The organism is Mesobacillus campisalis, assembly GCF_000986785.1.
Classification (GTDB): domain Bacteria; phylum Bacillota; class Bacilli; order Bacillales; family Cytobacillaceae; genus Mesobacillus_B; species Mesobacillus_B campisalis.
Window position 1 is genome coordinate 1 of sequence record NZ_LAYY01000006.1, and the last position, 26538, is coordinate 26538.

Sequence of the window (26538 nt, forward strand, 5' to 3'; positions counted from 1 at the left end):
CCCCCTAATTCTTTTGGACACCTACTTGAGAGAAACAGTACACTAGGGTCAAGAAAATCAAAAGAAGTTAGGGGGAGAGAAGAATGGCAAACAGAAAAATACCAGCTCTTGAGGAAGTCAAAAAAAACTATGTCAGACTAGCTCTTGAGTCGGGGAATTATTCCTCTATTGCCCGTCATGCAGGTATCGATCGTACTACTCTTAATAGGTGGATTCAGGAATATGAAGATGAAGTAAGAGGACAGATGGAGGACCCTGCCTCAGCGGTACTATCTATAGAACCTACGAAAGAAGAGTTAAAGGCGAAATACGAACAGGCAATGAAACTGCTTGGTGAAAAAGAACTTGAAGTCGCTATGCTTAGGAATTTATTAAAAAAAAGCCAATCCCGGCCCTGACGGTCCTTGAAGAGATAAGGTTATGGGCAGAGGAGGGGTTTGCGATTACTAAATTGGCAGAGGCAGCTGGAGTAAATCGGTCTTTATATTATTATCATGCGGGGAGCGACGAAGAGATCGTAACCAAGGGAAAAAGGGGCCGTCCAATCCCAGGTTACTCAGTAACTGAAGCAGGAATTATTATCTCAGACGAACAGATAGAGGAGTTCCTCATGGAGGCGATTGAGGGAGATGGGGCGACTTACGGCGTTAAGAATCTTACAGAATATCTGAGGGAGCATCACAAACTTAGAATCAACCACAAAAAGGTGGCTAGACTATGTGGCAAATTGGGAATTCTCCTTCCCCACCGGACAGGCAGCCCGAAGTATCCCAGACGTCTTGTCAGGAATCGACTAGTCACAGCTCCGAACCAGCATTGGCAACTGGATATTAAATATGGGTCAATTGAAGGAAGCCGAAGGTTTTTCTTTATCGCAAGCGCCATCGATGTGTTTGATAGGCGTATTGTAGGTTATTACAGAGGCTCTAAATGCCAGGCGAAGGACATAACCGGAATGCTTAAGGAGGCCATTATCAGGAGAGGTCTGAAGGCCCCAGAGGAGCAGGATGGGCACTGTATCGTCCTTCGTACCGATAACGGCCCTCAGTTCGTAAGTAACCACTTTGGTGAATTCTGCGAAGAGAATAAAATCTTTCACGAGAGGATTCCTCCTAGGTCACCTAATTATAATGCATTTATCGAGTCGTTCCACAGCAACCTGGAACGTGATCTCTTCAGGCGTTTCACATTCGAATATTTTGAAGAGGCATATTACCGCATTGATGAGTACATGGAGTTCTACAATGAGAGAAGATACCATGGCAGTCTGGGGCGTATGTCTCCGGCCAAATTTTATGAAAAGTACAAGGATATTGGGTTTCCAGAAGAAATGGCTATCAGTCTATAAATAGCAAAAAAACACCCTTCTTCACTTATCTTTTACGAACGAAAGTGAAGAAGGAAAATAAAAAATAAAAAACTATGATAGAGCGAGAATGGTGAAGCAGGTGTCAGTAATTAGGGGGTCAAACCGATTTTTGATTTTATTGCATCAATTATTCAGTTAATTTGAAAAACCTGTGCCCAAACTGTGACGGAACAGCATACCGGACGACCCCCCCAGCCCCCTGTCCCGGCCTCCCCCCGAATGGTATAATAGAGTAATATATTTTTCCGCCGTTAGGGGTGACTGAAATGAGAGCCAGGGTGCTGATTGTGGATGACGAGCTGCTGATCCGCCAGGGAATCAAGCATTATATCGATTGGGAGCAGGAGGGCTTTGAAGTGGCCGGCGAAGCGTCGAACGGGCAGGAGGCGCTTCAGCTGATCGAAACGGCGAAGCCGCACATCATCTTGACCGATATCGTCATGCCGATCATAGACGGGGAAGAGCTGACGCGCATCGTCAAGGAGCGCTACCCGGAAATTGAAGTCATCATCCTCAGCAGTTTCGGTGAGTTCGACTATGTCCGCTCCGCCTTCCAAAGCGGGGTCGTCGATTATATCCTCAAGCCGAAGCTGGATGCCGAGGGACTTTTAAACGTGTTAAAAAAGGCGGCAGGCAGGATTCCGGGGCTGCAGCTAGATGGCGGCGGAAATGGAGGCTCCCTGCCTCTGTCAGCCATCATTGAGAAAGCCATATCAGGCTATGAAACGGACTTCGGCAAGGCAGCACTCGCTGGTAGATTTCCATACGAGTATTTCTGTCTGTTGGGGACAAGCCCGGCGGAGCAGGGAGACAGGATCAAGCAAGCCGTGGAAACGGCCATTCCAGAGGGCGTCTTCGTCCCATTCCAAGGGAGGAAAGACGTACGCTGCCTCTTTGTCAACACGGGCAACCAGCAGTTCCAAGCCTTGCCGGGGCTTGCCCGGCAGCTCGCGGAGCCTGAAAATATCACATTGGCCATAAGCAGCGAATTCACTCAGCTTTCGAACATAAAAGAAGCGTATAATGAAATTCTTCAATTGCTGGATGTGTCTTTTTACCTTTCGGACCGAAAAGTGGTCAACGCATCCGATTTGCCGCCGCTGCCGCCGAAACCGGAAAGTTTTAGACATGATTATTTTACAGAGGAAATAAAACGGAAGAACTTTGAACATGCTTTCTCGTATCTGGAAGCGCATGCAGCCGGCATGTCCGCTCAGTACGATACCGAAGTATTCGAGTTTAAAACCTTTTTCGGGAACATCATCTTTAACATCACTGTCCTGCTCGGCAATATGGGCTATGAAGTGAAAGAGCTGGAGAAGCGGAAACATGCTTATTTCCATGGAATTGAGGATGCAAAGACCGCGGGAAATGTACTCGGGCAGCTTTCTTCGTTCATTGCCGAAGCAAAGGCTTGCATTCAATCCTCAGTGAACCAGCCCGACAATGCGAACCTGAAAAAAGTGATGGATTATATTAGGGAGCATTATGCGGAGCCGCTCACACTGACAGAGGTGGCTAGGCATTTTCATTTCAATCCATCGTATTTGTCGACCTATTTTTCGACTCATAATCAGGAAAGCTTTGTTGAGTATGTGAACAGGATCCGAATCGAGGAGGCATCCAGGCTGCTTGTCCATGGCTCGGCGCCCATTTCCGAAATCAGCGGAATGGTCGGGTTTTCGGACCACAGCTACTTTTGCAAGGTTTTTAAAAAATCAACGGGCCTGTCCCCGAGCCAATACAGAAGAAAGCAGCCGCGGAGATAAAAGATGAAACTGATCCCAGAACGTTTTAAACACCAAGGCTTGTTCATCACCCTGTTTCTTTTTACCGTCCTGGTTGTCGTCACCGTTTCCGCGACGATTACCTGGCAGACGCTCCGCATGGCCGAGCAGTTCTTCATCGAACGGTTCAGCATTACGAATTCCAAGGTGATGAACCAGGTAAAAGACAGCTTTGAGTCCTTTAACTATTCAGTGGTCGTGGCATCGAACAACCTGCTGCAGAGCCACAGCATCAAAAGTATCCTCACCGAGGAGCACAGCAATTATGAGCAAATGTCCGCCTACTTTAATCTGGGGCAGCAGATGAACCGGATCCAGTCGATTGTCGACACACACGAAGTAAGCATCCTGATCACAGGGATCAACGGTATCACGTACTCCACCGACCGCACGTACTGGCCGATTACCGACGAAGAATTGAAGGCCAGTCACATCACCATCAGGACGTACCAGGAGCCGAAAAAACTGATGTACCATTTTGACTATCGATCCTCGATTACAGGGTATACCGAGGACAATCGCTTCATTGTCGCTTCACGAGCGCTCCGGGAGCCGATTTCCGGCGAAATCTATGGCGCGATGTATTTTGCGATCCAGGAGAAGGAACTGAAAAGATTCTACAGCAATTACACAAGTCCGGGGAATGATGTCTTCCTGCTCGATGCGGCCGGAACGATTGTATCCAGTTCAGATACCGGACTCATCGGCCAGACAGATGAAGATTTGCTTAGCTACACACGTGAAATCAGGAACAGCGGCGAGCCTTACATCCTCGCCGATTTTAACGGCAAAGAGCAGATCCTCTTAATGGATTATCTGCCTTCATATGATATGTATTTGTTTAATGTCATCGACAAGGAAACAGCTTTTGGCGATATTATCGATAATAAAGAGATTGTGATGATATCCGTGCTGATCACGCTGGTAGCGCTGCTGGTCGTGTTCTTCGCTTCAAGGAGGATGACAACCGCCCTGTCTGTTCTGGCTAAACAGATTTCGAGCACCTCCAAGCACGATTTCCAGCAGTATGTCGATGTGGCCGGCACCTATGAAACCAGGAAAATCGGATATGCGATCAACAGCATGCTCGATGAGCTTCACAATTATGTGGACCAGCTGATGATTACCCAAAAAGAAAAGCGCAACGCTGAACTCGCAGCCTTGCAGCAGCAGATCAATCCGCATTTCCTGTACAACACGCTCACTTCCATCAAATTCATGGTGCTGCAGGGAAGCAAGGAAGAAGCGACGGAAACGATCCATGCGCTGATTTCACTTTTGCAAAACACAATCGGCAACATCAGCGAGACCGTCACCGTCGAGCAGGAAGTCGAGAACCTCAAAAATTATGTGCTGATTAATCAAAAAAGGTATGGCGACCGCATCAAGGTGAATTATTTCGTCGCTCCCGACTGCTCGGAGCACCCGATCCCCAAGCTGATTCTCCAGCCTTTCATGGAAAACTCCTTTTTCCATGCGTTCAACCATAAGCAGGAAGGCTATGTGAATGTGCTGATCTGGCGGGACGGTGAGCGCTTGCTTTGCGAGGTGGCCGACAATGGCGACGGCATGGAGCTGGATGCTAGCGGACTGCCGGATCCAAAACGCAAGCAGCAGATGTTTTCCGGCATCGGCGTCCAGAATGTGCACCAGCGGATCCAGCTTATTTACGGCGAGGAGTACGGCGTGAATATTGACAGCGAACCAGGGGAAGGCACGACCGTCAGGATTACCCTTCCGTTTAATCAATAAAAAAGGATTGATTTTACTGCGATTGAAAAATAAGCGGAGAAATCCCGCTTAAATTGGGAAATACCAACATTTCCCGAAATATAAGGGGAGTTTTTCCGTTTATATTCGCTTTTTCCTTAGATTTAGGCCTGAATTGTGAACTTAATCGGAATAAATCCGCCTATTTCTGCTTGTTAAGCCCCTGTTATATGCATTAACCGGAATTTCTCCGTTTATTGAAGAAGATGCAGTCCAGTTCAGATGCGAGTTGGACTGCTTTTTTCTGTGCAAATACTCAAGTCCTTTTCTTTTATCTAAAAATAATCCAAAAATCCAATAAAAGTACAAACAATTTCATGTAAACGCATTCAAATCACAAAAATAGTCCAAAAAAACAAAAAATTTGTCCTAACGGCAAAGTCGGGCACGGTGCTAACATTATAAATGTAAGAGCTTACAAAATTTATTCCTACACATGGGGGGACAACAATGAAAAAGGTACTGTCATTCTTGCTGATCAGCGTTCTGATGCTGGCGGCTTGCTCATCCGGGTCGGATACAGAGAGCACATCGGGAGAATCAAAAGACACAAACCAGATTACCGTTTGGGCATGGGATCCGAATTTTAACATCAAAGCTTTTAATATCGCAAAAGAAACCTATCAGGCTGAAAATCCTGACCTTGAGATTAAGATTGTTGAAAATGGCCAGAAGGACATTGTCCAGAAGCTGAACACAACTTTAAGTTCGGGAACGACAAAAGGCCTTCCAAATATCGTCCTGATTGAGGACTACCGGGCGCAAGGCTTCCTGCAGGCCTACCCTGACATGTTCCACAAACTGTCGGATACGATTGATGCAGACGCATTTGCTTCCTATAAAATGGCGCCGACAAGCGTGGACGGCGAAAACTACGGCCTTCCGTTCGACACAGGTGTAACCGGGCTCTACTTCCGTACGGACTATCTGGAGGAAGCTGGCTATTCTGTAGAGGACATGCAGAACATTACATGGGACGAGTACATCGAAATCGGCAAAAAGGTGAAGGAAGCAACAGGAAAGAACATGCTGACACAGGATCCGAAAGAACCGAGCCTGCTTCGCGTCATGATCCAGACAGTAGGTTCCTGGTATGTGAAAGAAGATGGAAAAACTCCAAACATTGAAGGAAATGAAGCCTTGAAGGAAGCATTCGAAACGTATAAAGCGATGCTCGAAGCGGACATCGTCAAACCAGTATCCGACTGGAGCCAGTTTGTCGGCGCCTTCAACTCAGGCGAGGTCGCAACCGTTCCGACAGGAAACTGGATCACACCATCCGTCAAGGCGGAAGAATCCCAGGCTGGCAAATGGGCGGTTGCCCCAATTCCGCGCCAGTCAAGTAAAGAATCTGTCAATGCCTCCAACCTTGGCGGAAGCTCCATTTATGTCCTGAATATTGATGGCAAAGAACAGGCAGTGGATTTCCTTGCAAAGACATTCGGCTCCAATGTGGATTTCTATGAGAAGCTAAATAAGGAAATGGGGGCCATCGGAACCTATATCCCGGCTGCCGAAAGCGAAGCGTACAAAGCGGAAGATGAGTTCTTTGGCGGCCAGCAGGTAACCGCGGATTTCGCTGCCTGGATGGAACAGATTCCGCAAGTCAACTACGGCCTGCACACCTATGCGATTGAGGACATTCTTGCAGTAGAAATGCAAAACTACCTCAAAGGAAAAGACCTCGACCAGGTTCTTAAAGACGCTCAACAGCAGGCAGAAGCACAAATCAAATAACATCATCGGCGCAGGCCTCTTGTAAAAATGATAAAAAGCAAGCCTTGGGAGTCGCCGGCTTTCCGTTTCAGGTTACCTGATGGAGGCGGATTTCCCGAGGCTGTCTTTTTTATAGACCAGAGGGATTGCAAGATATACAAGGAGTTGATTTGAAATGATCCCAGCGAAAGCGACCGAAAACCTTTCAACCGAAAAAACGGGCAAGGGCCGCACTGAAGCTAAAACCATGCGCAATCTCAAAAGGAAAAACGCCATGGTAGGCTGGTCGTTCATTGCGATTGCCAGCATCATGATCTGCGTGTTCTATTTTTATCCAATGATTCAGGCGCTGCTTTTGTCCTTCCAGTCGGGAACCGGAGCAAACCTGAGTTTTGTCGGTCTTGAAAACTATGCCCGTCTGTTTAAGGATCCAACCTTCCTGACCACCGTGAAAAATACGGTCATTTACCTGATGGTCCAGGTGCCGGCGATGATCCTGCTCGCCATGTTCCTTTCCGTGCTATTGAACAACAAGAGCTTGAAATACCGGGGCTTTTTCCGTACCGCCATCTTTTTGCCGGCGGTCACCTCGCTTGTTGCCTATTCGGTTATATTTAAATACCTGTTTGCACAGGATGGCATCATCAACCAGATGCTGATGAAAGTGTCGCTCATCGCCGAGCCCATCCAGTGGCTGACCGACCCTTTCTGGGCGAAAGTGACGATCATCCTTGCGATCACCTGGAGATGGACAGGCTACAATATGATTTTTTACTTGTCCGCCCTTCAGAATATTGACGAATCCATCTATGAAGCAGCGAAAATCGATGGGGCCACACCAATCCAGACATTCTTTAAAATTACCGTTCCGATGCTGAAGCCAATCATCCTGTTTACATCGATTACTTCGACGATCGGAACCCTGCAGCTTTTTGATGAAGTCATGAATATTACCGCAGGCGGACCAGCCAATGCGACCATGACCATTTCCCAATACATTTACAATCTGTCATTCAAGTACACGCCAGACTTTGGCTATGCCGCGACCGTTTCGTATGCCATTGTCATCATGATCGTGATTTTCTCCATCATCCAGTTTAAAGTTGCAGGTGATAAAAAATGAGCAAATTCAATAAAATTTTTGTTTATAGTGTTCTGATTATTGCGTCGTTAGTTTCCGTATTCCCATTTTTATGGATGATTGTCTCGGCTACGAACAAATCATCTGATGTCACACAGGGCCGCCTGTTGCCTGGAAGCCACCTCTTCGAAAATGTGACCAACCTGCTGAATACGGTCGAGCTTGTGCCAGCGCTGATGAACTCGGCTAAAATTTCGATTGCTACCACCATCCTTGCGATGCTGATTGCCTCCCTGGCAGGCTATGGATTTGAAATTTTCCAAAGCAGGGGGAAGGATATCGTCTTCAATATTCTCCTGCTGTCAATGATGATTCCGTTTGCCGCCCTGATGGTACCATTGTTCAGGATGTTCGGGGATATTTCGGGCGTTTTGCCGATGATCGGCATTGATACACTGACAGCTGCCGTACTGCCAACCGTGACAACGGCCTTCCTGATCTTTTTCTTCCGCCAGAACACGAAGATGTTCCCGAAGGAAATCCTCGAAGCGGGCCGGATGGACGGTCTGGGCGAGCTGGGAATTTTCTTTAAAATTTATGTGCCAACCATGAAAACGACGTATGCAGCGGCGGCCATCATTACGTTCATGGCCAGCTGGAACAACTACCTGTGGCCGCTCGTTGTGCTTCAGTCACCGGAAAAACAGACGATTCCATTGCTGATTTCCAATCTTGGATCAAGCTACTCGCCTGATTTCGGCATGATCATGACCGCGATTGTGATTGCGACATTGCCGACGGCGCTGATTTTCTTCCTGATGCAGAAGCACTTTGTTGCCGGCATGATGGGATCGGTTAAATAATTTTTAAAAGGATGTGGAAGGACTTTGACTAAAACTCCAAGTTTGGACTGGCTGAGCGATGTCAGCGTGTTTGCTGTCAACCGACTGCCAGCTCATTCGGACCATAAATATTACGAAACGATGGAAGAAGCGAAAAGCGGTACAGACATGAAGCTGCGCCACAGCCTGAACGGAAGCTGGAAGTTCAGCTACAGCGTGAACCCCGCGACCCGCCCGGAACACTTTTATCAAACAGAATTCAACTGCTCCGGATGGAATGAAATTACAGTGCCAGGGCACATCCAGCTGCAAGGCTATGGGAAGCCGCAGTATGTAAACGTGCAGTACCCGTGGGACGGCGTCGAGCATCTTCGTCCGCCGGAAATCCCCCAGGAGCAAAACCCGGTCGGCAGCTATGTGAAAATGTTTTCCGTGCCGAAGCATATGCAGGACAAGCCGTTGTACATTTCCTTCCAGGGGGTCGAATGCGCCTTTTATGTGTGGCTGAACGGCGAGTTTATCGGCTACAGTGAGGACTCCTTCACCCCGTCGGAGTTCGAGCTTACTCCGTTTTTAAAGGAAGGCGAAAACAAACTGGCAGTGGAAGTATACCAGCGCAGCACCGGAAGCTGGCTTGAGGACCAGGACTTCTGGCGCTTCTCGGGGATTTTCCGCGATGTGTATCTCTATACCGTTCCGGAGATCCATGTTGCCGATTTGTTTGTCACTACCGACCTTGATGATGCTTTTACAAAAGGAACTCTTCACGGCGAGCTGAAGCTGGCTGGCGGAACACCAGGACGTATCACAGCTGAATTGCAGGATGCCGGGGGGCGCGTTGTTGCTTCACAGGATGCTGTTTCCGGAAGTCTCGCGCTTGAACTGGATGACCCGGAACTCTGGAGTGCCGAGAACCCTTATTTGTACACATTATATCTCTCCATATACAACGAGTCGGGTAATTTAGTGGAAGTGGTCCCGCAGCGGGTTGGCTTCAGAAAATTCGAGCTGAAGAACAAAATCATGCATTTGAACGGCAAGCGGATTGTCTTTAAAGGCGTGAACCGCCATGAATTCAATTGCCGCACCGGGCGAAGCATTACGAAGGAAGACATGCTGTGGGACATCAAAACAATGAAACAGCATAACATCAACGCGGTCCGCACGTCGCATTATCCCAACGATAGCCTTTGGTACGAGCTTTGCGATGAGTACGGCCTGTACGTGATTGATGAAATGAACCTGGAGACGCATGGGACATGGCAAAAGATGGGTGTTGTCGAGCCAAGCTGGAACATCCCGGGCAACAAGCCTGAGTGGCAGGAAATTGTTCTCGACCGTGCGGTTTCCATGTTCGAACGTGATAAAAACCATCCATCGATTTTAATCTGGTCCTGCGGAAACGAATCGTATGCCGGTGAGGTGATATTGGAAGCCACACGCTATTTCCACAGCGTCGATCCTGGCCGCCTCGTCCATTACGAAGGTGTCTTCCATAATCGGGATTACAATGAAATAAGCGACATGGAAAGCAGGATGTATGCAAAGCCGGCCGACATCGAGAACTACCTGAATAAGAACCCGGACAAGCCTTATATCTCCTGTGAGTACATTCATGCGATGGGGAACTCCCTTGGGGGCATGTACAAATACACCGACCTTGAAAAAAAATACCCGATGTACCAGGGCGGCTTCATCTGGGATTATATCGACCAGACGCTCCTTAAGAAGGACCGCTATGGCAATGAATTCATGGCATATGGCGGCGATTTCGATGACCGTCCGAACAATGACTCCTTCTGCGCCAACGGCATCGTCACGGCCGACCGGAAACTGTCGCCGAAAATGCAGGAAGTCAAATACCTTTACCAGAACTTCAAGCTGGATGTCGACCGGGAAGGCGTTTCAGTAACAAATGACAGCCTGTTTGAGGATACCTCAGGCTATGAGCTGGAGTATGCATTGTTCCTTGAAGGCGTCGAAAAGTTCCGCGGCACGCTGGAGCTGGAGGTGGAACCGCTGGGCGAGGGCCGTGCGGAGTTTGACTGGCCGGACGATTTTGCTTCTGAAGCTGGCGAATACGTGATCCATGCCGCTTTTAAAAAGAAGGAGGCAACGCTATGGAGCGAGCCTGGCCATGAAGTTGCCTTCGGACAGTATGTATTTGAAGTGGAAAAGACCGTCGAGGCACCAGCTTCAGTCGGCGGGCCGCTAAGAGTTGTCGAGGGGGATTTCAATATTGGCGTCCATGGCAGCGACTTTTCGATTCTGTTCTCCAAGCAGTTTGGCAGCCTTGTTTCGGTCAAATACTCCGGCAGGGAAATGATTGCTGCTCCGCCGGCGCCACTGTTCTGGCGTGCGACAACCGACAATGACAAAGGCTATGACCAGAGCTTCACTTCAGGCATGTGGCTTGCTGCAAGTCTTGGGCGAAAATGTGTGGATATCGAATTGATCGAGGGCGATGCTGAGGCAAGCGTGACGTTTGCGTACAAGTTCTCGTTTCATCCGGATGTCGAGGTGAAAACCCGGTATACCGTTCAGGGAGATGGCAGCATAATTGTCAAATCCACGTACCACGGTGCGGAAAACTTGCCTCAGATGCCGCTGTTCGGGGTATCGTTCAAGGTTCCGGCCGATTATGACCAGCTTGAATGGTATGCAATGGGGCCTGAGGAGAACTACAGCGACCGGTCGATGGGCGCAAGACTGGGAATCTTTGAGAATAGTGTTGCCGAGAATCTTTTCCCTTATATTGTGCCGCAGGAATCCGGAAACCATACCGGCGTCCGCCGCGTGAACCTGACCAATGTGCTCGGGCAGGGAATCAAGCTTTCTTCGGTGGGTGAACCGCTGGAGTGCAATTTCTCACCTTATACCGCTTTTGAGCTGGAAAACGCGCAGCATCCTTTTGAACTGCCAAACGTCCATTATACTGTCGTGACCGTAGCCGGCAGGCAAATGGGCGTCGGCGGCGACGACAGCTGGGGAGCGCCCGTGCATCCAGAGCACCTGCTCGACCCAAGCAAGGACATGGAATTCGAGTTTAAGATTGAAAGAATTTAATAGATTTTCAGGTAAAGAGTCTGGTTTTATCGGACTCTTTGCTTGGGTTATAGGAAGGTTTCATGGGAAGTTCCGGGAGTTATGGACAGAGCTGGGGAATTGGAACCCGCTTTGGATGAAAATCGATGCTGACGGTCGCCAAAAGGGTTGATAGGCGCCCGTGGCGGTTGAAAATAGGAGTTGGCGGTTGGCAATGGGGTTGATAGGCGCCCCTGCTGGTTAAAAATGAGGTTGGCGGTCGGCAATAGGGTTGATAGGCGCCCGTGCGGGGTGAAACTCGGAGCTGGCAGTCGCCAATAGGGTTGATAGGCGCCCTTGGCGGCTGAAAATAGGTGTTGAAGGTCGCCAAAAGGGTTGATAGGCGCCCGTGGCGGTTGAAAATAGGAGTTGGCGGTCGTCAATAGGGGTGATAGGCGCCCGTGGCGGTTGAAAATAGGAGTTGGCGGTCGCCAATGGGGTTGATAGGCGCCCTTGGCGGTTGAAAATAGGTGTTGACGGTCGCCAAAAGGGTTGATAGGCGCCCGTGGCGGTTGAAAATAGGAGTTGGCGGTCGCCAATAAGCCTCCTTGGCGCAATAACGCCCCCCATTGCAAGCAAAAATTACGCTAATACCGGCTCTTAACGCAATTCCAAGCCAACTCGACCGGAAAATTTACGCCAATACCCGCTCTTAACGCAAATCCACCCCGGCCCAACCAGAAAAATCACGCCAACAACCACGTCAATGCAATTTCAATCCGGCCAACCTGTAAAACTGAGGTACCTACCTAATAATTTACGCAAAGGAGAACACCCTATGCTGATTCATATAAACGAACAAACCAAGCAATTCCATCTGACCAACGGCCAGGTGAGCTATATCTTCCATGTCATGAAAAATGGGCAGCTGGGCCATCTTTATTACGGCAAGAGCCTCCGCCATCGCGATGATTTTTCCCATATGCAGACATATGATGTACCGACGGCGGCAAGCTGCCATGTGTATGCCGATGATCCTGCGTTTTCGCTGGAAACGCTGCGCCAGGAGTACCCGGCCTACGGAAACTCAGATTTCCGCGAGCCGGCGATATCGGTAAAAAAACCAGATGCACCGCATACGCCGAATTTCGTCTACCAGTCATACAGCATCATCGAAGGAAAACCAGCGCTCCAAGGGCTCCCGGCCACATACACAGACGGACCGCAGCAGGCAAGCACGCTGCAAATAGTGTTAAAAGACGAATTCCTTGCCGCAGAGCTGACTCTGAACTATACGATCTTCCGTGACCTGCCTGTGATTACCAGAAGCGCCTCACTCAAAAACGAGGGAAGCAGCCCGCTCACAATTGACAGACTTATGGGTGCATCACTTGACCTGCCGGATAAAGACTTCACGTTTGTCCACCTGGCGGGAACATGGTCGCGCGAACGCCATGTGAAGGAAAGGCCGCTTCAAACAGGCATCCAGTCGATTTCGAGCCTGCGCGGGGCAAGCTCGCATCATCATAATCCGTTCCTTGCCCTGAAGCGTCCGGACGCGACCGAGCATCACGGTGAAGTGTTTGGCTTCCAGCTTGTCTACAGCAGCAATTTCATCATGCAGGCGGAAGTCGACCATTATGATATGACGAGGCTCACGGTCGGAATCCATCCCTATGGCTTTCAGTGGAATCTTGCGCCGGGTGAGAGCTTCCAGACACCCGAAGCCGTCCTGGTTTATTCAAACCAGGGACTGAACGGGCTGAGCCAAAGCTTCCATAACCTTTACCGCAGGCACCTGATACCAGCCAGATGGAGAAAGGAAGTGCGGCCCATCCTGATCAACAATTGGGAAGCGACCTATTTTGATTTTAACGAAGAGAAGCTGGTCCATATTGCTCAGTCTGCCCGCGAGCTCGGGATTGAACTTTTTGTCCTGGATGACGGCTGGTTCGGAAAGCGGAACGACGATACTACCTCGCTTGGCGACTGGCATGTAGATGAAAACAAGCTGCCGAATGGCCTCGAAAGCCTGGCTGCTAAAATAACAGCGAGCGGGATGAAATTCGGCCTCTGGTTTGAGCCGGAAATGATCAGCCCGGACAGCGACCTGTTCCGGAAGCATCCTGACTGGGCCGTCGGCCTATCGGGGCAGCGCCGCACTCTGGGGAGAAACCAGCTCGTGCTTGACTTTTCACGGCCGGAAATCGTTAAGTACCTGTATGAAAAGATGGCAGGCATCATCAGCCAGACGAAGCTCTCTTACATCAAATGGGACATGAACCGCAATATTACCGAAGCATTTTCGGCGAAGCTTGCGCCGCACCAGCAGGGCGAGTTTTTCCACCGCTATATTCTCGGAGTGTACTCCCTTTATGAAAGGCTGACAAGCGAGTTCGGCGATGTGCTGTTTGAATCATGCGCCGGCGGTGGCGGCCGTTTTGATCCGGGCATGCTGTATTATGCGCCGCAGGCCTGGACAAGCGATGATACCGATGCTGTCGAAAGGCTCAAAATCCAGTACGGAACGTCCTTTGCCTATCCGCTATACAGCATGGGCTCACATGTTTCAGCGGTGCCGAACCACCAGACACTGCGCGAAACGCCGCTCTCGACCCGCGCCAATACCGCCTTCTTTGGCACCTTCGGATACGAGCTTGACCCGCTCGGGCTGACAAAGGAAGAGCGGGAAGCCGTGAAGCAGCAGGTCGCTTTTTATAAAAAACACCGCCAGCTGGTCCGCGATGGCCATTTTTACCGGCTGCTGAGTCCATTTGAAGGCAGCGAGACCGCCTGGATGATTGTCAGCGAAGACAAGTCGGAGGCGCTTGTCGGCTGGTACAGGGTGCTGGCCGAAGCCAACCCGAAGAAGCACCAGACACTTCTCCTGAAAGGGCTGCACGAGGAGGCCCTTTACGAGGTGGAAAATGGCAGGGAATATTTTGGCGACGAGCTGATGCAGGCGGGCCTCATCCTGCCAGCTGAGTTCAATGGTGCCAATGGGCGGCACGCCAAACGCGGCGGCGACTTCCAGTCCGAGGTATTTTACCTGAAGAGAAAATAAGCGGGGGGCCGAATCTCCCACAAAAACAACAGGGACATGGATACAGCTCCATGTCCCTGTTTGCATATAAAGAAATCATTCCGGTTATATTACTGGTAATTTCTTAAAAGTCATGAGGTGAAAAGCGGTGCAGGCCAAACAAGAAGAAATGCTTCAGCAGATCAGATTGATGGTGCAGGAACTGACCAGGATGCAAATTGAGTACTGGAGATCCTTTTCTACGTTCAGGGACTGGGAATTATGGGTCGTTTTAGCCATGTTAATCGTACCGCTGATTTTATTGTATCTGTTCATCGACCGAAAGAACATTTTTCTTCTAGGCTTTTTCGGACTTAATTATCATGTCTGGTTCCAATATGTCAATGCAGCAGGAATCTCCCTTGGTCTCTGGGAATATCCTTATCAGTTCGTTCCATTCCTGCCGAGCTTTGCCCTGGACGCTTCCTTTGTGCCAGTGGCGTTCATCTTCCTCTATCAATGGTCGCTTAACCGAAATAAGAACATTTATCTTTATGCCATTCTCTTATCTGCCGGATTAGCGTTTGTCCTAAAACCGATTATGGTCAGCATTCATCTGTTCCATATGTTCAAGGGAATAAACTATTTCCACCTTTTTGTGTTTTACATCCTGTTTTTTATCATCTCCAAGCTGATTACCAACCTGTTTATCTGGCTGAAGAAGAAGGCGGGAGAATAATGGGGAGTTCCATACAGGGACTCCCTTCCTTCTATTGCTGTGAACTCTCCTTCTCCCCTGCATTCCGATATTCCCTCGGGGTTGTCCCCGCAAGCTTTTTAAACACTCTTGTAAAATAGGCTGCATCGGCAAACCCAACGGCGCCGGCAATCCAATCAATCGAGGAACGGTCTTTCAGCAGCAGCACTTTCGCTTTTTCAACCCGTGTCTGGTTCAGGTAATGGGTCATCGTCATGCCCGTTTCCTTTTTGAACTGACGGGAGAGGTGCGCAGGATGAACGTCGAGTTGTTCGGCGAGTTCCTCGAGCCCAAGCGGGTTCCTGTAGTGGACCGCCAGATGGCCCAGGGCTGTTTGCACAAGCAGGGAATAGCCGGAGATGGCCTGGCTTTTCACCAGGTCGCAATACTCGTCGCCCATCGTCCCGAGCATCTTTCTAAACGCTTCCACGGAATTGATCCTTTCAATTTTAATCGCAAACTTCTCGGAAAGATGATGCAGGTAAAAAGGGGGCACTCCTGCGCTTTCGGCGGCAAGCCTTAATGTGGTATTCAGGATGATCAGGGAGTTTTTGGCGGCCCTGACCGGCTGGTTTGGAAACCGCTCGGAGAAATCATATAAGTTCCCGCTTTGCTTCAGAATATCCTGCACGGCTTGTTTGTCCCCGTTTTTGACTCCTTCGACAATCCTGCTGTTCAGTTCATAGCGTAAATCAATCAATGCGTACTCGGGTTCGGAGTCCATTTCCGTCCGCAGCTTTTGCCCCTGCTTTTCATCCCCGCTTTTTTCACTTTCATAGAATACCGGCACCTGCCTGATGGTCCGGATGCGATGAAGCACATTCAAAAAGCTTTGCAGCTGGGAGGATTTCACTAGAGGCAAACCTGACAAAAACTCCTTCATTGCCACTCGATCGCGCTGGGACAGCGGGTCTTTGCTGGCCATGTCCGGTATTTTACTTAAAAACGGTCCGAATGCAAACAGCGCAGGCACACCATCTTTATCGCCTCCTCCTTCTTGAAAGGCACTGTGTTCATAGGCCCCGGCCGCGTAGGTAAGCCCTGCTTCGGTCGTGTAGACAAGACAGGCATTTTCCACCTCACCAAGTCTGTCGGCAAGCTCTCTGAACGCTTTTTCCTGGACAGGCACAAGAAAGGGCGGCAAAATGTGCGGGGTGTGGCTCATCACAGAAAGCCCATTGAAATGAAGGGCATGGACATTCAGATTCGTCAGGTAGTGGAGGGTCATCAATTCAGCCGCAATGGGCAAAGAGGTGTTCGGCATGGTTTGTTCATCCTTCCTGCTATGCTAAAAAATCCCTGATTACATGTTAATAGAGTGATAAAAATGCAATTAACGTCCTTTTATAAATCTATTATTATCTATATAATTTGGAATGTAAACACTTTCAGCTATAGGAATATTAAAAATAGGCAGTAAATCTTAATGTAGTGGAGGTAAAAAAATGGGTGAGGCTGCAAAACAACTAGACCAGCAACCGATATCTTCAGGCGTGGATGAGAAAAAGACCCGTCCATTTGGTGCAAGAGACAAATTCGGTTATTTATTTGGCGACCTTGGAAACGATTTCTTCTTTACACTTGTATCCGCTTTTTTGATGGTGTTCTATACGGATGTATTCCATATCAGTGCTGCAACGGTCGGTGTTCTGTTTTTGGTGGCCCGTCTGTGGGATGCCGTTGCCGACATGGTTTGGGGGCGCTTCATTGATACCCGCAAGCCAACAAAGAATGGCAAGTTCAAGCCTTGGATTCTGCGAATGAGCTTTCCGCTCGTCTTTTCCGGTGTGCTGATGTTCGTCACCATCCCGGGAATGTCGGATGGATTTTACCTGGCGTGGGCGTTTGTTACCTATATTGTCTGGGGAACGCTGTACAGCACCGTTAACATCCCTTATGGTTCAATGGCGTCTGTCATCACGTCTAATCCTGTGGAGCGGACGACTTTATCCACATGGAGAACGATGGGGGCAATGATTGCGAGCCTGCTGATCAACGTGCTTGGTCCGCTGGTGGTATTTGTCGACAACCAGATTGATGCCAATCGCATGTTCATGACAGCTGTCGTGTTTGGCGTTCTGGCGATGGCCTGCTACATCGGCTGCTACAAGCTTTCAACCGAACGGATCGTCGTTCCGGAAAATACGGGACAGGGCGGGAATTTTGGCCAATCCATGAAAGCGTTGTTAAAGAATAAACCGCTGCTTGCGATTCTGCTTGCCTCCTTGACCTTTATGGTGTGCACGATGCTAGTCGGGGCTGTCAATGTGTACTTGTTCAAGGATTATTTCAGCAACGCAGCTGCGTTAAGCATGTTTGGTCTTGTCCAGGCCGGAGCGGTGTTTGTGGCCATCCCGGCGGTCAAACCGCTTGTGGCGAAGTTCGGTAAAAAAGAAACAGCCGCTGCCGGAATGGCGGTTGCTGCACTCGTCTACTATGCATTGTACTTTTTGCCGGGCTTGACTTCGATGCAATTTGTCGCCATAACAGCGATTGGCATGCTGGGCTTTGCGTTCTTCAACCTTGTCGTCTGGGCATTCGTTACCGATGTCATCGATTATCATGAATACCTTACAGGCCTCCGCGAAGATGCGACTGTTTATTCGGTCTACTCGATGGCCCGCAAAGTCGGCCAGGCGGTCGCCGGCGGAATCGGCGGTTTCGCCATTGCCGCTGTCGGCTATAACGCCGCCCGCCAGACTCAGACACAGGAAGCGCTCGACGGCATCTATGCTCTCGGCACCCTGGTACCGGCATTGATTTACACCTTCATCTTCATCGTTCTTGTCTTCTTCTATCCTTTGAATAAGAAGAGGACCTTGCAGCTTGCTGCCGACCTGGCGGAAAAGCGCGGGAACTAATACAAACTGAGGAAAGTCAGCCAGTTCAACTGGCTGGCTTTTTTTTCATAAAGACTCTAGGTTTGCCTCTTTTGCCTTTCCTTAAATGCATGTAACAGAGTCCGCCAAATCAGAATCAGGATGAGGGTGATAAACACCGCATATTCGGGTGTTTCCATTATCGTTAGCGGGCTGATGGCATTCCTGACCGAGGTTCTCGGCTCCAAACCCATATAGAGGTCTGTCGCCAAAGAGAGACCCATTAATGACCCTAAAATCAGGAGTGAGATTCCAATTATTTTCATTATAATCACCTTGACCTATTGTTCCCATTTTTATTGGTATTAGAAAGGAGTTTATTGGGACACTAGGAATAATTAGGGAACTCTATGGAAATTCACAAGCAGAGAGGTACGGGAGATGCCTTCATTTTTCAAAAGCAAAAAAAGGAAAGCCAGGAAGCGAAATAACCAGCACAGCCAACCTCCGGAATTTTGCCAGGTGATCCATCCTTCATTGGCGGATCAATTGGATTATATCAGAAACAAAACGGGCAGCAGCACAGACATTGTGATCCGTAAGGCTTCCTTTGATGAAAAGCTGGGAATCCGGACGGCAATTGTATATGTGGAGGGAATCTCCGATAAAAAGACAATCAACGATTTCCTGATTGAATCGATCATTAAAAATCGGGAATTGCACGAGAAGCATCCTAAAAGGGATCCTTTTGACATTCTCCTGGATGAGGTGGTGGCGCTTGGGGATGTAGCTGTTCATCATCAATGGGATAGTATTTTTCAATCGCTTATGGCAGGGGATACGGTTATCCTGATAGATGGCTTCTCAAAGGCATTGAGCGCCAGTACAAGAGGAGGCGAGCAACGGTCCATCGAGGAACCTGGAAGCCAGGTTACAGTCCGCGGTCCGAGGGACGGGTTTACCGAGTCGATTGGGACCAATATCGCGCTAATCCGGAGGCGGATTCAAAATCCGGATTTATGGAATGAAATGATGAAAATTGGTACCGTCACCAAAACCGATGTGGCAATAGTGTATATTAAAGGAATTGCCAAAGATGAAATTGTCGACGAGATCCGCAGCAGGCTGAAAAGGATTGAAATCGACAGCATCCTTGAATCTGGCTATATCGAACAGCTGACAGAGGAACATGTCCTGACTACGTTCCCAACCTATTATCACACAGAAAGGCCGGATATGGTTGCAGGTAACCTGCTTGAAGGGCGAGTGGCCATCATTGTCAACGGGACTCCGTTTGTCCTGATTGCCCCAGCGCTGTTTATCCAATTTTTCCAGTCGGTAGAAGATTATTATGGTCGTGCTGATATTGCGACGGCATTAAGATTTCTGAGGATTCTCATCTTTTTCATCTCAATTATTGCCCCGGCCAGTTATATTGCCGGGACAACCTTCCATCAAGAAATGATTCCGACCCGGCTCCTGATCGCGATTGCCGCCCAGCGGGAAACTGTTCCATTTCCGGCGTTCGTGGAAGCGCTTATTATGGAAGTCGCGTTTGAAATCTTGCGCGAGGCAGGAGTCCGGATGCCAAGAGCGGTTGGATCGGCCATTTCGATTGTTGGCGCCCTTGTCATCGGCCAGGCAGCCGTTCAGGCGGGGATTGTTTCCCCTGCAATGGTCATTGTCGTTGCGATTACCGCGATTGCCAATTTCGCCACCCCTTCCTTCACCGTTGCCATATCGGCGCGTCTGATCCGATTTGCGTTTATGCTTGCGGCGGCTACCTTTGGTTTTTACGGAATCATTCTTGGTCTGGTGATGCTCACCGTCCATTTGACCAGTCTGCGGTCATTTGGAGTGCCGTATTTAGCGCCGATTGCTCCGGTTATTCCGTCTAACATTGGCGATACGCTAGTCCGCATGCCAATGTGGGCTCAAAAAAAACGGCCAAAGCTGGTTGCGTCTGACAGGAATGAGACCAGGGTCGGAGACAACCAGAAGCCAAAGCCAGACGAAAGCCGGGGTATGAAACGCACTTCGGAAAAGAATGGGGGCCAGACATGAAATGGATCCATCGGTGCCTTATTCCGGCGGCCTGCAGCTTGCTCCTTTCAGGCTGCTGGAGCCAGAAGGAGCTGAACGATTTAGCAATTATCTCGGCAATGGGAATTGATTTAAAGGAAGGAGGCGGGTATACCGCCACTCTTCAGATCATAAATCCTGCCAACGTTGCTGGAGGGCTGCAAGGGGGAGGCGCCGGTACTAATGCACCGCCCGTTTCAATTTATACTGCCGAGGGCGATAACATTGTGGCAACAAACCGGCAAGCTACCCAAAAACTCCCCCGGATACGCTACTATGCCCATACTAATCTTTTGGTAGTGAGCGAAGAGCTTGCCAGAAAAGAAGGAATCGAGCTTATTCTGGATGCAATTGAGAGAGACGCTGAATTCCGCATGACCTCTGTTCTAGTCATTGCCCAGGGAACCACTGCGGGTGAACTGGTAAAAGTGCTTACACCTGTGGACAAGATTCCGGCAAACAAAGTAATTAAAAATTTAAGGTTTGCCGAACAGCAGCGGGGCGAGCATGTCACCATGAATGTCCAGGATATCATCAAAGATTTGACCGCGGAAGGAAAAGAGCCAGTGATAGCCGGCTTCATCATCGAAGGAGATCCCAAAGAGGGAGTGGCCCTTGAGAACACCCATCAAACGGAGCCGCCTGCCAGAATTGGGCTAGGCAGCCTAGGCCTATTCAGGGAGGGTAAACTCGTGGACTGGGCCGAAGGAAGTGCAGCGAGGGGCACTGTCTGGATTCTTGATAAACTTAAGGGTACAAACATAAGCATCGACTGGGAGGATAAACAGGATGCCGTGGTATATGAGGTAATCCGTCAAAATACGAAAGTCACCGCAAAACTGAAACAGGGCAAGCCAGCAATAAATATTCAAGTGCAAGCGGAAGGAAATATAGGCGAGACTAGAGTCCAGCTTCAGCTGGATGACCCTAAAGTCCTTTTAAAATTGGAAAAAGCATTTGAAAAGGAGATTGAGGCGGAGCTCATAACCGCTGTGGAGCAGGCTCAAAAGGCCAAGAGTGATGTTTTTGGGTTTGGAGAGAGTATCCACCGCTCATACCCGGAGGAATGGAAGAAACTGAAGGCCGAGTGGCATGATGCTCAGTTTCCTGAATTAAAAGTGGATGTAACCGTGGAGGCTTTTATACGGCGTACAGGCTTGCGCAATAATCCACATAAAAGGAACTAACAAACTACTTGTCATAAAAAGGGATGCTGGGCGATATGGAAAAGGCAAAAATCAGTGCCTATCAGCTGTTTGTCATGATTGTGTTATTTGAACTTGGCAGTGCGGTATTGGTCCCCATTGCCTCCGGAGCCAAACAGGATGCCTGGATCGCCATCCTGGTAGGGATGGCGGGAGGCTTTCTCCTATTTGGGGCCCATTATCGGCTGTACCGTTACTATCCTGAAATCACACCGATACAATATATGCAAAAGCTGTTGGGGAAATTTTTCGGGAAGCTGCTTGCATTTAGTTATATCGTGCTTTTCATGTACTTCGCTGCCAGGGTCCTCCGTGATTTCGGGGAGATGCTCCTGACATTTGCCTATGTCGAAACTCCGCTGTTTATCGTCAATGCCATGCTGATCATGGTGGTTGTATATGCGGTCATAAAAGGGATTGAAGTACTCGCAAGGACGGGGGAACTGTTTTTTCTGCTGTTGTATTTGCTGGCGGTTATCGGATTCATTCTCATCGTATCCTCCGGCTTAATAGAACTGACCCAGCTAATGCCTGTATTGGAGGAAGGCTGGGGACGCGTCCTGAAAGTGGTTGCGACCGAAACCATATCTGTTCCGTTTGGTGAAGCGGTGGTCTTTTCAATGATTTTGCCCTACTTGGACAATAAAGATTCTGGGCTGGGGGCAGGCATGTTCGGCCTGTTTGTGGCTGGAATTAATCTATCCATCGTTATGGCAATCAATATTAGCGTGCAGGGGGTCGAGATTCTGACGCGTTCCCAATTTCCCCTGCTGACGACTGTTCAAAGCATACAAATGGCGGAATTCCTTGAGAGGCTCGATGTCTTTTTCATGGTGTCGGTGATAATCGGGATTTTTTTTAAGGTGTCTTTATATTTTTACGCAGCGGTCTCAGGCACAGCCATATTGTTTAACATTAAAGAACCGTCGAGGCTGGTTTATCCGCTTGGGCTAGTGGTGCTATTCATGTCTATTACGATTGCGAGCAGCTACTCTGAGCACATCAAGGAAGGGCTGGGGCTAATGGCGAAAACCCTGCAGCCGTTCTTCCTGGTCCTGGTCCCCGTGTTCCTGTTAGGAATTGCCTATTTAAAAAATCGCAAAAAGCAGGCCTGAAGAGTTAATCGTCATTGGTAATGAATATGGGAGTCAGCATCTGGCTGGCCCCTTTTTTTGCCATTAGCCCAGTTATCAATCTCGGGAAAATATTATCTAAATCAAACTATTAATCGTATTCAAATTAGCAAGGGATAAAGCAAAATCGAAAGGAAAGCGTTTTATCTACAGGGAATTAAAAAATTAAATTGACCGAAAAGTAGAATTATATTATTATTCTAATAAATCATTACAACCTTTCGTTAGACGAAAAAACAAATCAACCATGAAGGTCAGGGGGAACTATTATGTCACAGATGCTCGCACTGGTGATCATCATATTTATTTTATTTATTGGAGATTTAGTCGCAGTCCGCACGAAGGCGTGGGTGCCGTCGATGTTCGTGTGTGCGGTCCTGTTCCTCCTCGGTTACTGGACCTTCTTCCCGCAGGATATCGTCGCAGTAGCAGGCGTGCCGCCAGTTGTGGCCACGCTAATGATGTACTTGCTCATCACCAATATGGGCACGCTGCTATCGCTGCAGGAATTGAAAAAACAGTGGAAGACGATTGTCATCGCACTTAGCGGCATTTTGGGAATCGTTGTGTTTTTATTAGGAATCGGCACGCTGCTGTTCGGCTTTGAAACAATGGTGGTTGCAATCCCGCCATTGGTCGGAGGCGTGGTTTCAGCACTGATCATGTCAGAGGCAGCCAGCAATGCCGGCCTTGTCACTTTGTCCGTGTTTGCGGTTGTCATCTATGTTATCCAAGGATTTGCGGGCTACCCGATCACGTCGGTCATGCTGAAAAAGGAAGGGAAACGGCTGCTGAAGCTGTACCGCAGCGGAGAGCTTGGCATCAAGGTTTCTCCGGAAGCCCAGGCTGAAAGTGCCGCTGCAGCCGAGGCTGGCTCCCAAGGACTGAGGCTGTTTAAAAACATGCCCGAAAAATACAATACGGATTTCTTCAAGTTTTTCAGGCTGGCACTCGTCGGCTATCTTGCCTACCTTGTCTCGACCCTGCTAGCACCCGTTGTCAGCATCAGTCCATTCATTCTCTGCCTGCTGTTCGGGGTGCTTGCGTCAAGCGCCGGTTTCCTTGAAAGGCAGGTCCTGCAAAAAGCAAATGGATTTGGTTTCGCCCTTATGGCGCTGATGCTGTTCATCTTTGACGGCTTGAAGCAGGCAACGCCAAGCATGATGCTGGAAATCCTTTACCCGCTTATTGGGACCATCATTATCGGCATCATCGGCATGTACGTGTTTTCATTCATCGTCGGCAAAATCATGAAAGTCAGCAAGGAAATGGCCTTTGCCGTTTCGCTGACCGCACTGTACGGATTCCCGGCGGACTACATCATCACCGACGAAGTCATCAAGTCGCTTACTGACGATGAGCAGGAAAGGGAAGTCCTGACAAGCCATATGCTGCCGCCAATGCTTGTCGGCGGATTCATCACAGTCACCATCGTATCAGTCGTATTAGCAGGCATCTTTGTCGGATTCTTGTAAAAAACGGAGGAGAAGAACATGAACGGATTAAAAACAGCCTCTAAAGAACAGATTGAGCAACATATCAAGGCGTTGAGCCGGTTCACAGCAACGCCGGGCCAGGGAACGACCAGGCTTTCCTACAGCCAGGAAGATTTGCAGGCCCGCACCTATCTAATAGAAAAAATGCGGGAGTATGGCCTGCAGGTGAGGGAGGACGGCTTTGGCAATATCTTTGGCAAGCTGGAAGGAAGTATTCCCGAAGCGCCAAGCGTCCTGATCGGTTCCCATTTCGACTCGGTGCCAAACGGAGGAGATTACGACGGGCCTGCGGGAGTAGTCGCTGCCCTGGAAGTGGCCCGGCTTTTCTTTGAGAACGGCCTCAAGCCGAAATACCCGCTGGAGATCGTCGCGCTCGTCGAAGAGGAAGGCGCAAGGTTCGGCGGCGGACTGATGGGTTCGCGCGGCATCACCGGCCTCCTGGACGAAGAGGGATTCAGGCAGCTGAAAGACAAAAATGGCATCACAGCTGAAGAAGCGATGAAAAAAATCGGCTTGGATCCGGCGCTCCCCAAGGCTAGAGATCCAAAGACGATGAAGGCCTTCCTCGAGCTGCATATCGAACAAGGGCCAATCCTGGAAGAGAAGAACATTCCGATTGGAGTTGTTGAAGCGATCGTCGGCCTGACCCAGCTTGAAGTGACGGTGAAAGGGCAGGCGGGCCATGCCGGCACGACGCCGATGGACCGCCGAGCCGATGCATTGGTCGCGGCTTCGAAAATCATTGCCGAACTGCCGGAACTCGCCAGCAAAGCAGGCCATGGCACGGTGGCAACAGTCGGCAGGCTGAACGTATTCCCGAACGGCGCCAATGTGATTCCGGATGAAGTGGTATTCTCTGTCGACATCCGCTCCGGGCATGAAGAGCATGTCCAGCATGCTGTCGCCAAAACGAAGGAGCTTGTACAGTCCGTCGCTGCAGGCGGAATCCAAACGTCTGTGAAGCAGCTTTTATACATGAAGCCAAAGGCCCTGAATGAAGGGATCATTTCACTGTTCAAACAACTAAGCGAGAAAAAAGGACTTGAGCATACCCCAATCAACAGCGGGGCTGGACACGATGCGATGGTATTTTCCGATTTTACAGATGTCGGCATGCTGTTCATTCCAAGCAAAAATGGCCTGAGCCACTGCCCGGAGGAATGGTCGGATTCGGAGCATATTGCCAGTGCCGCCGAAATCTTTTATGAAGGTGCAAAGCACTTAACGGAGGTAGAACAATCTTGATTTCACATAAAATAAAAGAAGCCATCAAAGAATACAGCGAGGAATTGACTGAACTGAGGAGAAAGCTCCACAGCGAGCCGGAGCTTTCCTGGGAAGAGGAGAACACCACGAGGTTTGTGTGCGAGTACCTTGAGAACCTCGGCATATCTTACCGGCGCACAGAACCGACCGGGGTGATCGCCGAGATTAGAGGCGGAAAGCCCGGCAAAACAGTTGCCCTTCGAGGCGACATGGACGCCTTGTCTGTCGAACAGCTGGACAAGGAACTCCCTTATGCCTCCAGGGAAGACGGCAAAATGCATGCCTGCGGCCATGATGCCCATACAGCGATGCTCCTGATTGCCGCCAAGGCGCTGAATGAAAGCAAGGATGAGCTTCCTGGGAACGTGCGCCTGCTGTTCCAGCCGGCCGAAGAAGTCGCGGAAGGAGCGAAGGCGCTTGTGAAGCAGGGAGCCGTTGAAGGCGTCGACAATGTTTTCGGTATCCATATCTGGTCGCAAATGCCGACACATAAGGTCAGCTGCCCGCCAGGACCGTCTTTCGCTTCAGCCGATCTTTTTAAAGTGAGTTTCAAGGGTAGGGGCGGTCACGGAGCGATGCCTGAAGACTGCATCGATGCGGCCATTGTTGCATCTTCTTTCGTCATGAACGTGCAGAGCGTGATTTCGAGGACAATCGATCCCCAGCAGGGCGCCGTCCTCACCGTCGGCAAGATGGTTGTCGGCACCCGCTTCAATGTCATCGCCGAAAACGCGGTGATTGAGGGCACGGTCCGCTGCTTCGATCCGGCAACCCGCGATCATATTGAAAAACAGCTGGCGCATTATGCCGAGCATGTGGCCGCGATTTACGGCGCCACAGCAGATGTGGAATATATCCGCGGCACCCAGGCCGTCATCAATGACGAAGCCAGCGCGAGGCTGGTCCAGTCCGTTGCAGCGGAAGCCTTTGGGGAAGACGTGCTGCACAACGAGAAGCCGACGATGGGCGGCGAGGATTTCTCCTACTATCTTGATGAAGTGCCAGGAAGCTTCGCCCTTGTCGGCAGCGGCAATCCCGACAAAGACACACAGTGGGCGCACCACCACGGCCGCTTCAACATCGACGAAGACGCACTTGCCACTGGAGCCGAACTGTATGCGCAGTATGCCTGGGCCTACTTGAACGGCGAGTAAGGAACAGGACATAAG

At 49.7% G+C, this 26538-nt stretch carries 19 protein-coding genes; 17 read left to right on the forward strand and 2 right to left on the reverse strand.

Annotated elements, in window-relative coordinates; translation table 11 throughout:
- Window positions 1-83: 83 nt before the first annotated feature.
- The 10 genes from WQ57_RS06650 to WQ57_RS06695 all read left to right on the forward strand — a co-directional run bounded on the left by WQ57_RS06650 (window position 84) and on the right by WQ57_RS06695 (window position 15350).
- Entirely contained in the window at window positions 84-398 is a 315-nt protein-coding gene (locus tag WQ57_RS06650) for a helix-turn-helix domain-containing protein (protein ID WP_046522972.1), read from the forward strand.
- 14 nt (window positions 399-412) lie between these two features.
- Complete coding sequence (locus WQ57_RS06655; RefSeq protein WP_046522973.1) at window positions 413-1348, forward strand: IS3 family transposase; 936 nt, start codon at window positions 413-415, stop codon at window positions 1346-1348.
- A gap of 287 nt (window positions 1349-1635) precedes the next feature.
- Entirely contained in the window at window positions 1636-3138 is a 1503-nt protein-coding gene (locus WQ57_RS06660) for a response regulator transcription factor (protein WP_046522974.1), read from the forward strand.
- Between the two features lie 3 nt (window positions 3139-3141).
- Window positions 3142-4908, forward strand: coding sequence for a sensor histidine kinase (locus WQ57_RS06665; protein ID WP_046522975.1), 1767 nt, complete (start codon window positions 3142-3144; stop codon window positions 4906-4908).
- A 468-nt stretch (window positions 4909-5376) separates the two neighbouring features.
- Complete coding sequence (locus WQ57_RS06670) at window positions 5377-6663, forward strand: ABC transporter substrate-binding protein (RefSeq protein WP_046522976.1); 1287 nt, start codon at window positions 5377-5379, stop codon at window positions 6661-6663.
- Between the two features lie 226 nt (window positions 6664-6889).
- On the forward strand, window positions 6890-7765 hold the full coding sequence (locus WQ57_RS06675; protein ID WP_046523114.1) for a carbohydrate ABC transporter permease: 876 nt from the start codon (window positions 6890-6892) through the stop codon (window positions 7763-7765).
- Entirely contained in the window at window positions 7762-8586 is an 825-nt protein-coding gene (locus tag WQ57_RS06680; protein ID WP_046522977.1) for a carbohydrate ABC transporter permease, read from the forward strand. The genes WQ57_RS06675 and WQ57_RS06680 overlap by 4 nt, the downstream gene beginning before the upstream one ends.
- 24 nt (window positions 8587-8610) lie before the next feature.
- Window positions 8611-11631, forward strand: a complete 3021-nt coding sequence (lacZ, locus tag WQ57_RS06685) for a beta-galactosidase, LacZ type (RefSeq protein WP_046522978.1) — start codon at window positions 8611-8613, stop codon at window positions 11629-11631.
- Between the two features lie 796 nt (window positions 11632-12427).
- A complete protein-coding gene (locus WQ57_RS06690; RefSeq protein ID WP_046522979.1) occupies window positions 12428-14653 on the forward strand; it encodes an alpha-galactosidase in 2226 nt (741 codons plus the stop codon).
- 127 nt (window positions 14654-14780) lie between these two features.
- Window positions 14781-15350 carry a CBO0543 family protein gene (locus WQ57_RS06695; protein WP_156183067.1) on the forward strand — a complete coding sequence of 190 codons (570 nt, stop codon included), beginning with the start codon at window positions 14781-14783 and terminating at the stop codon, window positions 15348-15350.
- 31 nt (window positions 15351-15381) lie between these two features.
- On the opposite strand, the gene WQ57_RS06700 is transcribed toward WQ57_RS06695, so the two are convergent.
- Complete coding sequence (locus WQ57_RS06700) at window positions 15382-16632, reverse strand: helix-turn-helix domain-containing protein (protein WP_046522980.1); 1251 nt, start codon at window positions 16630-16632, stop codon at window positions 15382-15384.
- Between the two features lie 181 nt (window positions 16633-16813).
- Here WQ57_RS06700 and WQ57_RS06705 point away from each other — a divergent pair, with 181 nt between their 5' ends.
- Window positions 16814-18229, forward strand: coding sequence for an MFS transporter (locus WQ57_RS06705; RefSeq protein WP_046522981.1), 1416 nt, complete (start codon window positions 16814-16816; stop codon window positions 18227-18229).
- Window positions 18230-18285: 56 nt separating this feature from the next.
- On the opposite strand, the gene WQ57_RS06710 is transcribed toward WQ57_RS06705, so the two are convergent.
- Entirely contained in the window at window positions 18286-18513 is a 228-nt protein-coding gene (locus WQ57_RS06710) for a YczF family membrane protein (protein WP_046522982.1), read from the reverse strand.
- 115 nt (window positions 18514-18628) lie between these two features.
- On the opposite strand from WQ57_RS06710, the gene WQ57_RS06715 reads away from it, so the two are divergent.
- From WQ57_RS06715 to WQ57_RS06740, 6 genes are all read left to right on the forward strand, one after another.
- A complete protein-coding gene (locus WQ57_RS06715; protein WP_046522983.1) occupies window positions 18629-20251 on the forward strand; it encodes a spore germination protein in 1623 nt (540 codons plus the stop codon).
- Complete coding sequence (locus tag WQ57_RS06720; RefSeq protein WP_046522984.1) at window positions 20248-21456, forward strand: Ger(x)C family spore germination protein; 1209 nt, start codon at window positions 20248-20250, stop codon at window positions 21454-21456. The genes WQ57_RS06715 and WQ57_RS06720 overlap by 4 nt, the downstream gene beginning before the upstream one ends.
- 35 nt (window positions 21457-21491) lie before the next feature.
- A complete protein-coding gene (locus WQ57_RS06725) occupies window positions 21492-22589 on the forward strand; it encodes a GerAB/ArcD/ProY family transporter (protein WP_046522985.1) in 1098 nt (365 codons plus the stop codon).
- 287 nt (window positions 22590-22876) lie between these two features.
- Window positions 22877-24082 (forward strand): hypothetical protein, encoded by a 1206-nt coding sequence (locus WQ57_RS06730; protein WP_046522986.1) that lies wholly within the window; start codon window positions 22877-22879, stop codon window positions 24080-24082.
- An 18-nt stretch (window positions 24083-24100) separates the two neighbouring features.
- Window positions 24101-25348, forward strand: a complete 1248-nt coding sequence (locus WQ57_RS06735) for a Zn-dependent hydrolase (RefSeq protein WP_046522987.1) — start codon at window positions 24101-24103, stop codon at window positions 25346-25348.
- Window positions 25345-26523, forward strand: coding sequence for an amidohydrolase (locus WQ57_RS06740; protein WP_046522988.1), 1179 nt, complete (start codon window positions 25345-25347; stop codon window positions 26521-26523). Before WQ57_RS06735 ends, WQ57_RS06740 begins: the two co-directional genes overlap by 4 nt.
- Window positions 26524-26538 lie beyond the last annotated feature (15 nt).

What these genes read in the sequence shown, in the direction of transcription:
- WQ57_RS06650 (WP_046522972.1), top strand. Translation starts at nt 84, where the DNA reads ATGGCAAACAGAAAAATACCAGCTCTTGAGGAAGTCAAAAAAAACTAT.
- WQ57_RS06660 (WP_046522974.1), top strand. Translation starts at nt 1,636, where the DNA reads ATGAGAGCCAGGGTGCTGATTGTGGATGACGAGCTGCTGATCCGCCAG.
- WQ57_RS06665 (WP_046522975.1), top strand. Translation starts at nt 3,142, where the DNA reads ATGAAACTGATCCCAGAACGTTTTAAACACCAAGGCTTGTTCATCACC.
- WQ57_RS06670 (WP_046522976.1), top strand. Translation starts at nt 5,377, where the DNA reads ATGAAAAAGGTACTGTCATTCTTGCTGATCAGCGTTCTGATGCTGGCG.
- WQ57_RS06675 (WP_046523114.1), top strand. Translation starts at nt 6,890, where the DNA reads ATGCGCAATCTCAAAAGGAAAAACGCCATGGTAGGCTGGTCGTTCATT.
- WQ57_RS06680 (WP_046522977.1), top strand. Translation starts at nt 7,762, where the DNA reads ATGAGCAAATTCAATAAAATTTTTGTTTATAGTGTTCTGATTATTGCG.
- WQ57_RS06690 (WP_046522979.1), top strand. Translation starts at nt 12,428, where the DNA reads ATGCTGATTCATATAAACGAACAAACCAAGCAATTCCATCTGACCAAC.
- WQ57_RS06700 (WP_046522980.1), bottom strand. Translation starts at nt 16,632, where the DNA reads ATGCCGAACACCTCTTTGCCCATTGCGGCTGAATTGATGACCCTCCAC.
- WQ57_RS06705 (WP_046522981.1), top strand. Translation starts at nt 16,814, where the DNA reads ATGGGTGAGGCTGCAAAACAACTAGACCAGCAACCGATATCTTCAGGC.
- WQ57_RS06710 (WP_046522982.1), bottom strand. Translation starts at nt 18,513, where the DNA reads ATGAAAATAATTGGAATCTCACTCCTGATTTTAGGGTCATTAATGGGT.
- WQ57_RS06715 (WP_046522983.1), top strand. Translation starts at nt 18,629, where the DNA reads ATGCCTTCATTTTTCAAAAGCAAAAAAAGGAAAGCCAGGAAGCGAAAT.
- WQ57_RS06720 (WP_046522984.1), top strand. Translation starts at nt 20,248, where the DNA reads ATGAAATGGATCCATCGGTGCCTTATTCCGGCGGCCTGCAGCTTGCTC.
- WQ57_RS06725 (WP_046522985.1), top strand. Translation starts at nt 21,492, where the DNA reads ATGGAAAAGGCAAAAATCAGTGCCTATCAGCTGTTTGTCATGATTGTG.
- WQ57_RS06730 (WP_046522986.1), top strand. Translation starts at nt 22,877, where the DNA reads ATGTCACAGATGCTCGCACTGGTGATCATCATATTTATTTTATTTATT.
- WQ57_RS06735 (WP_046522987.1), top strand. Translation starts at nt 24,101, where the DNA reads ATGAACGGATTAAAAACAGCCTCTAAAGAACAGATTGAGCAACATATC.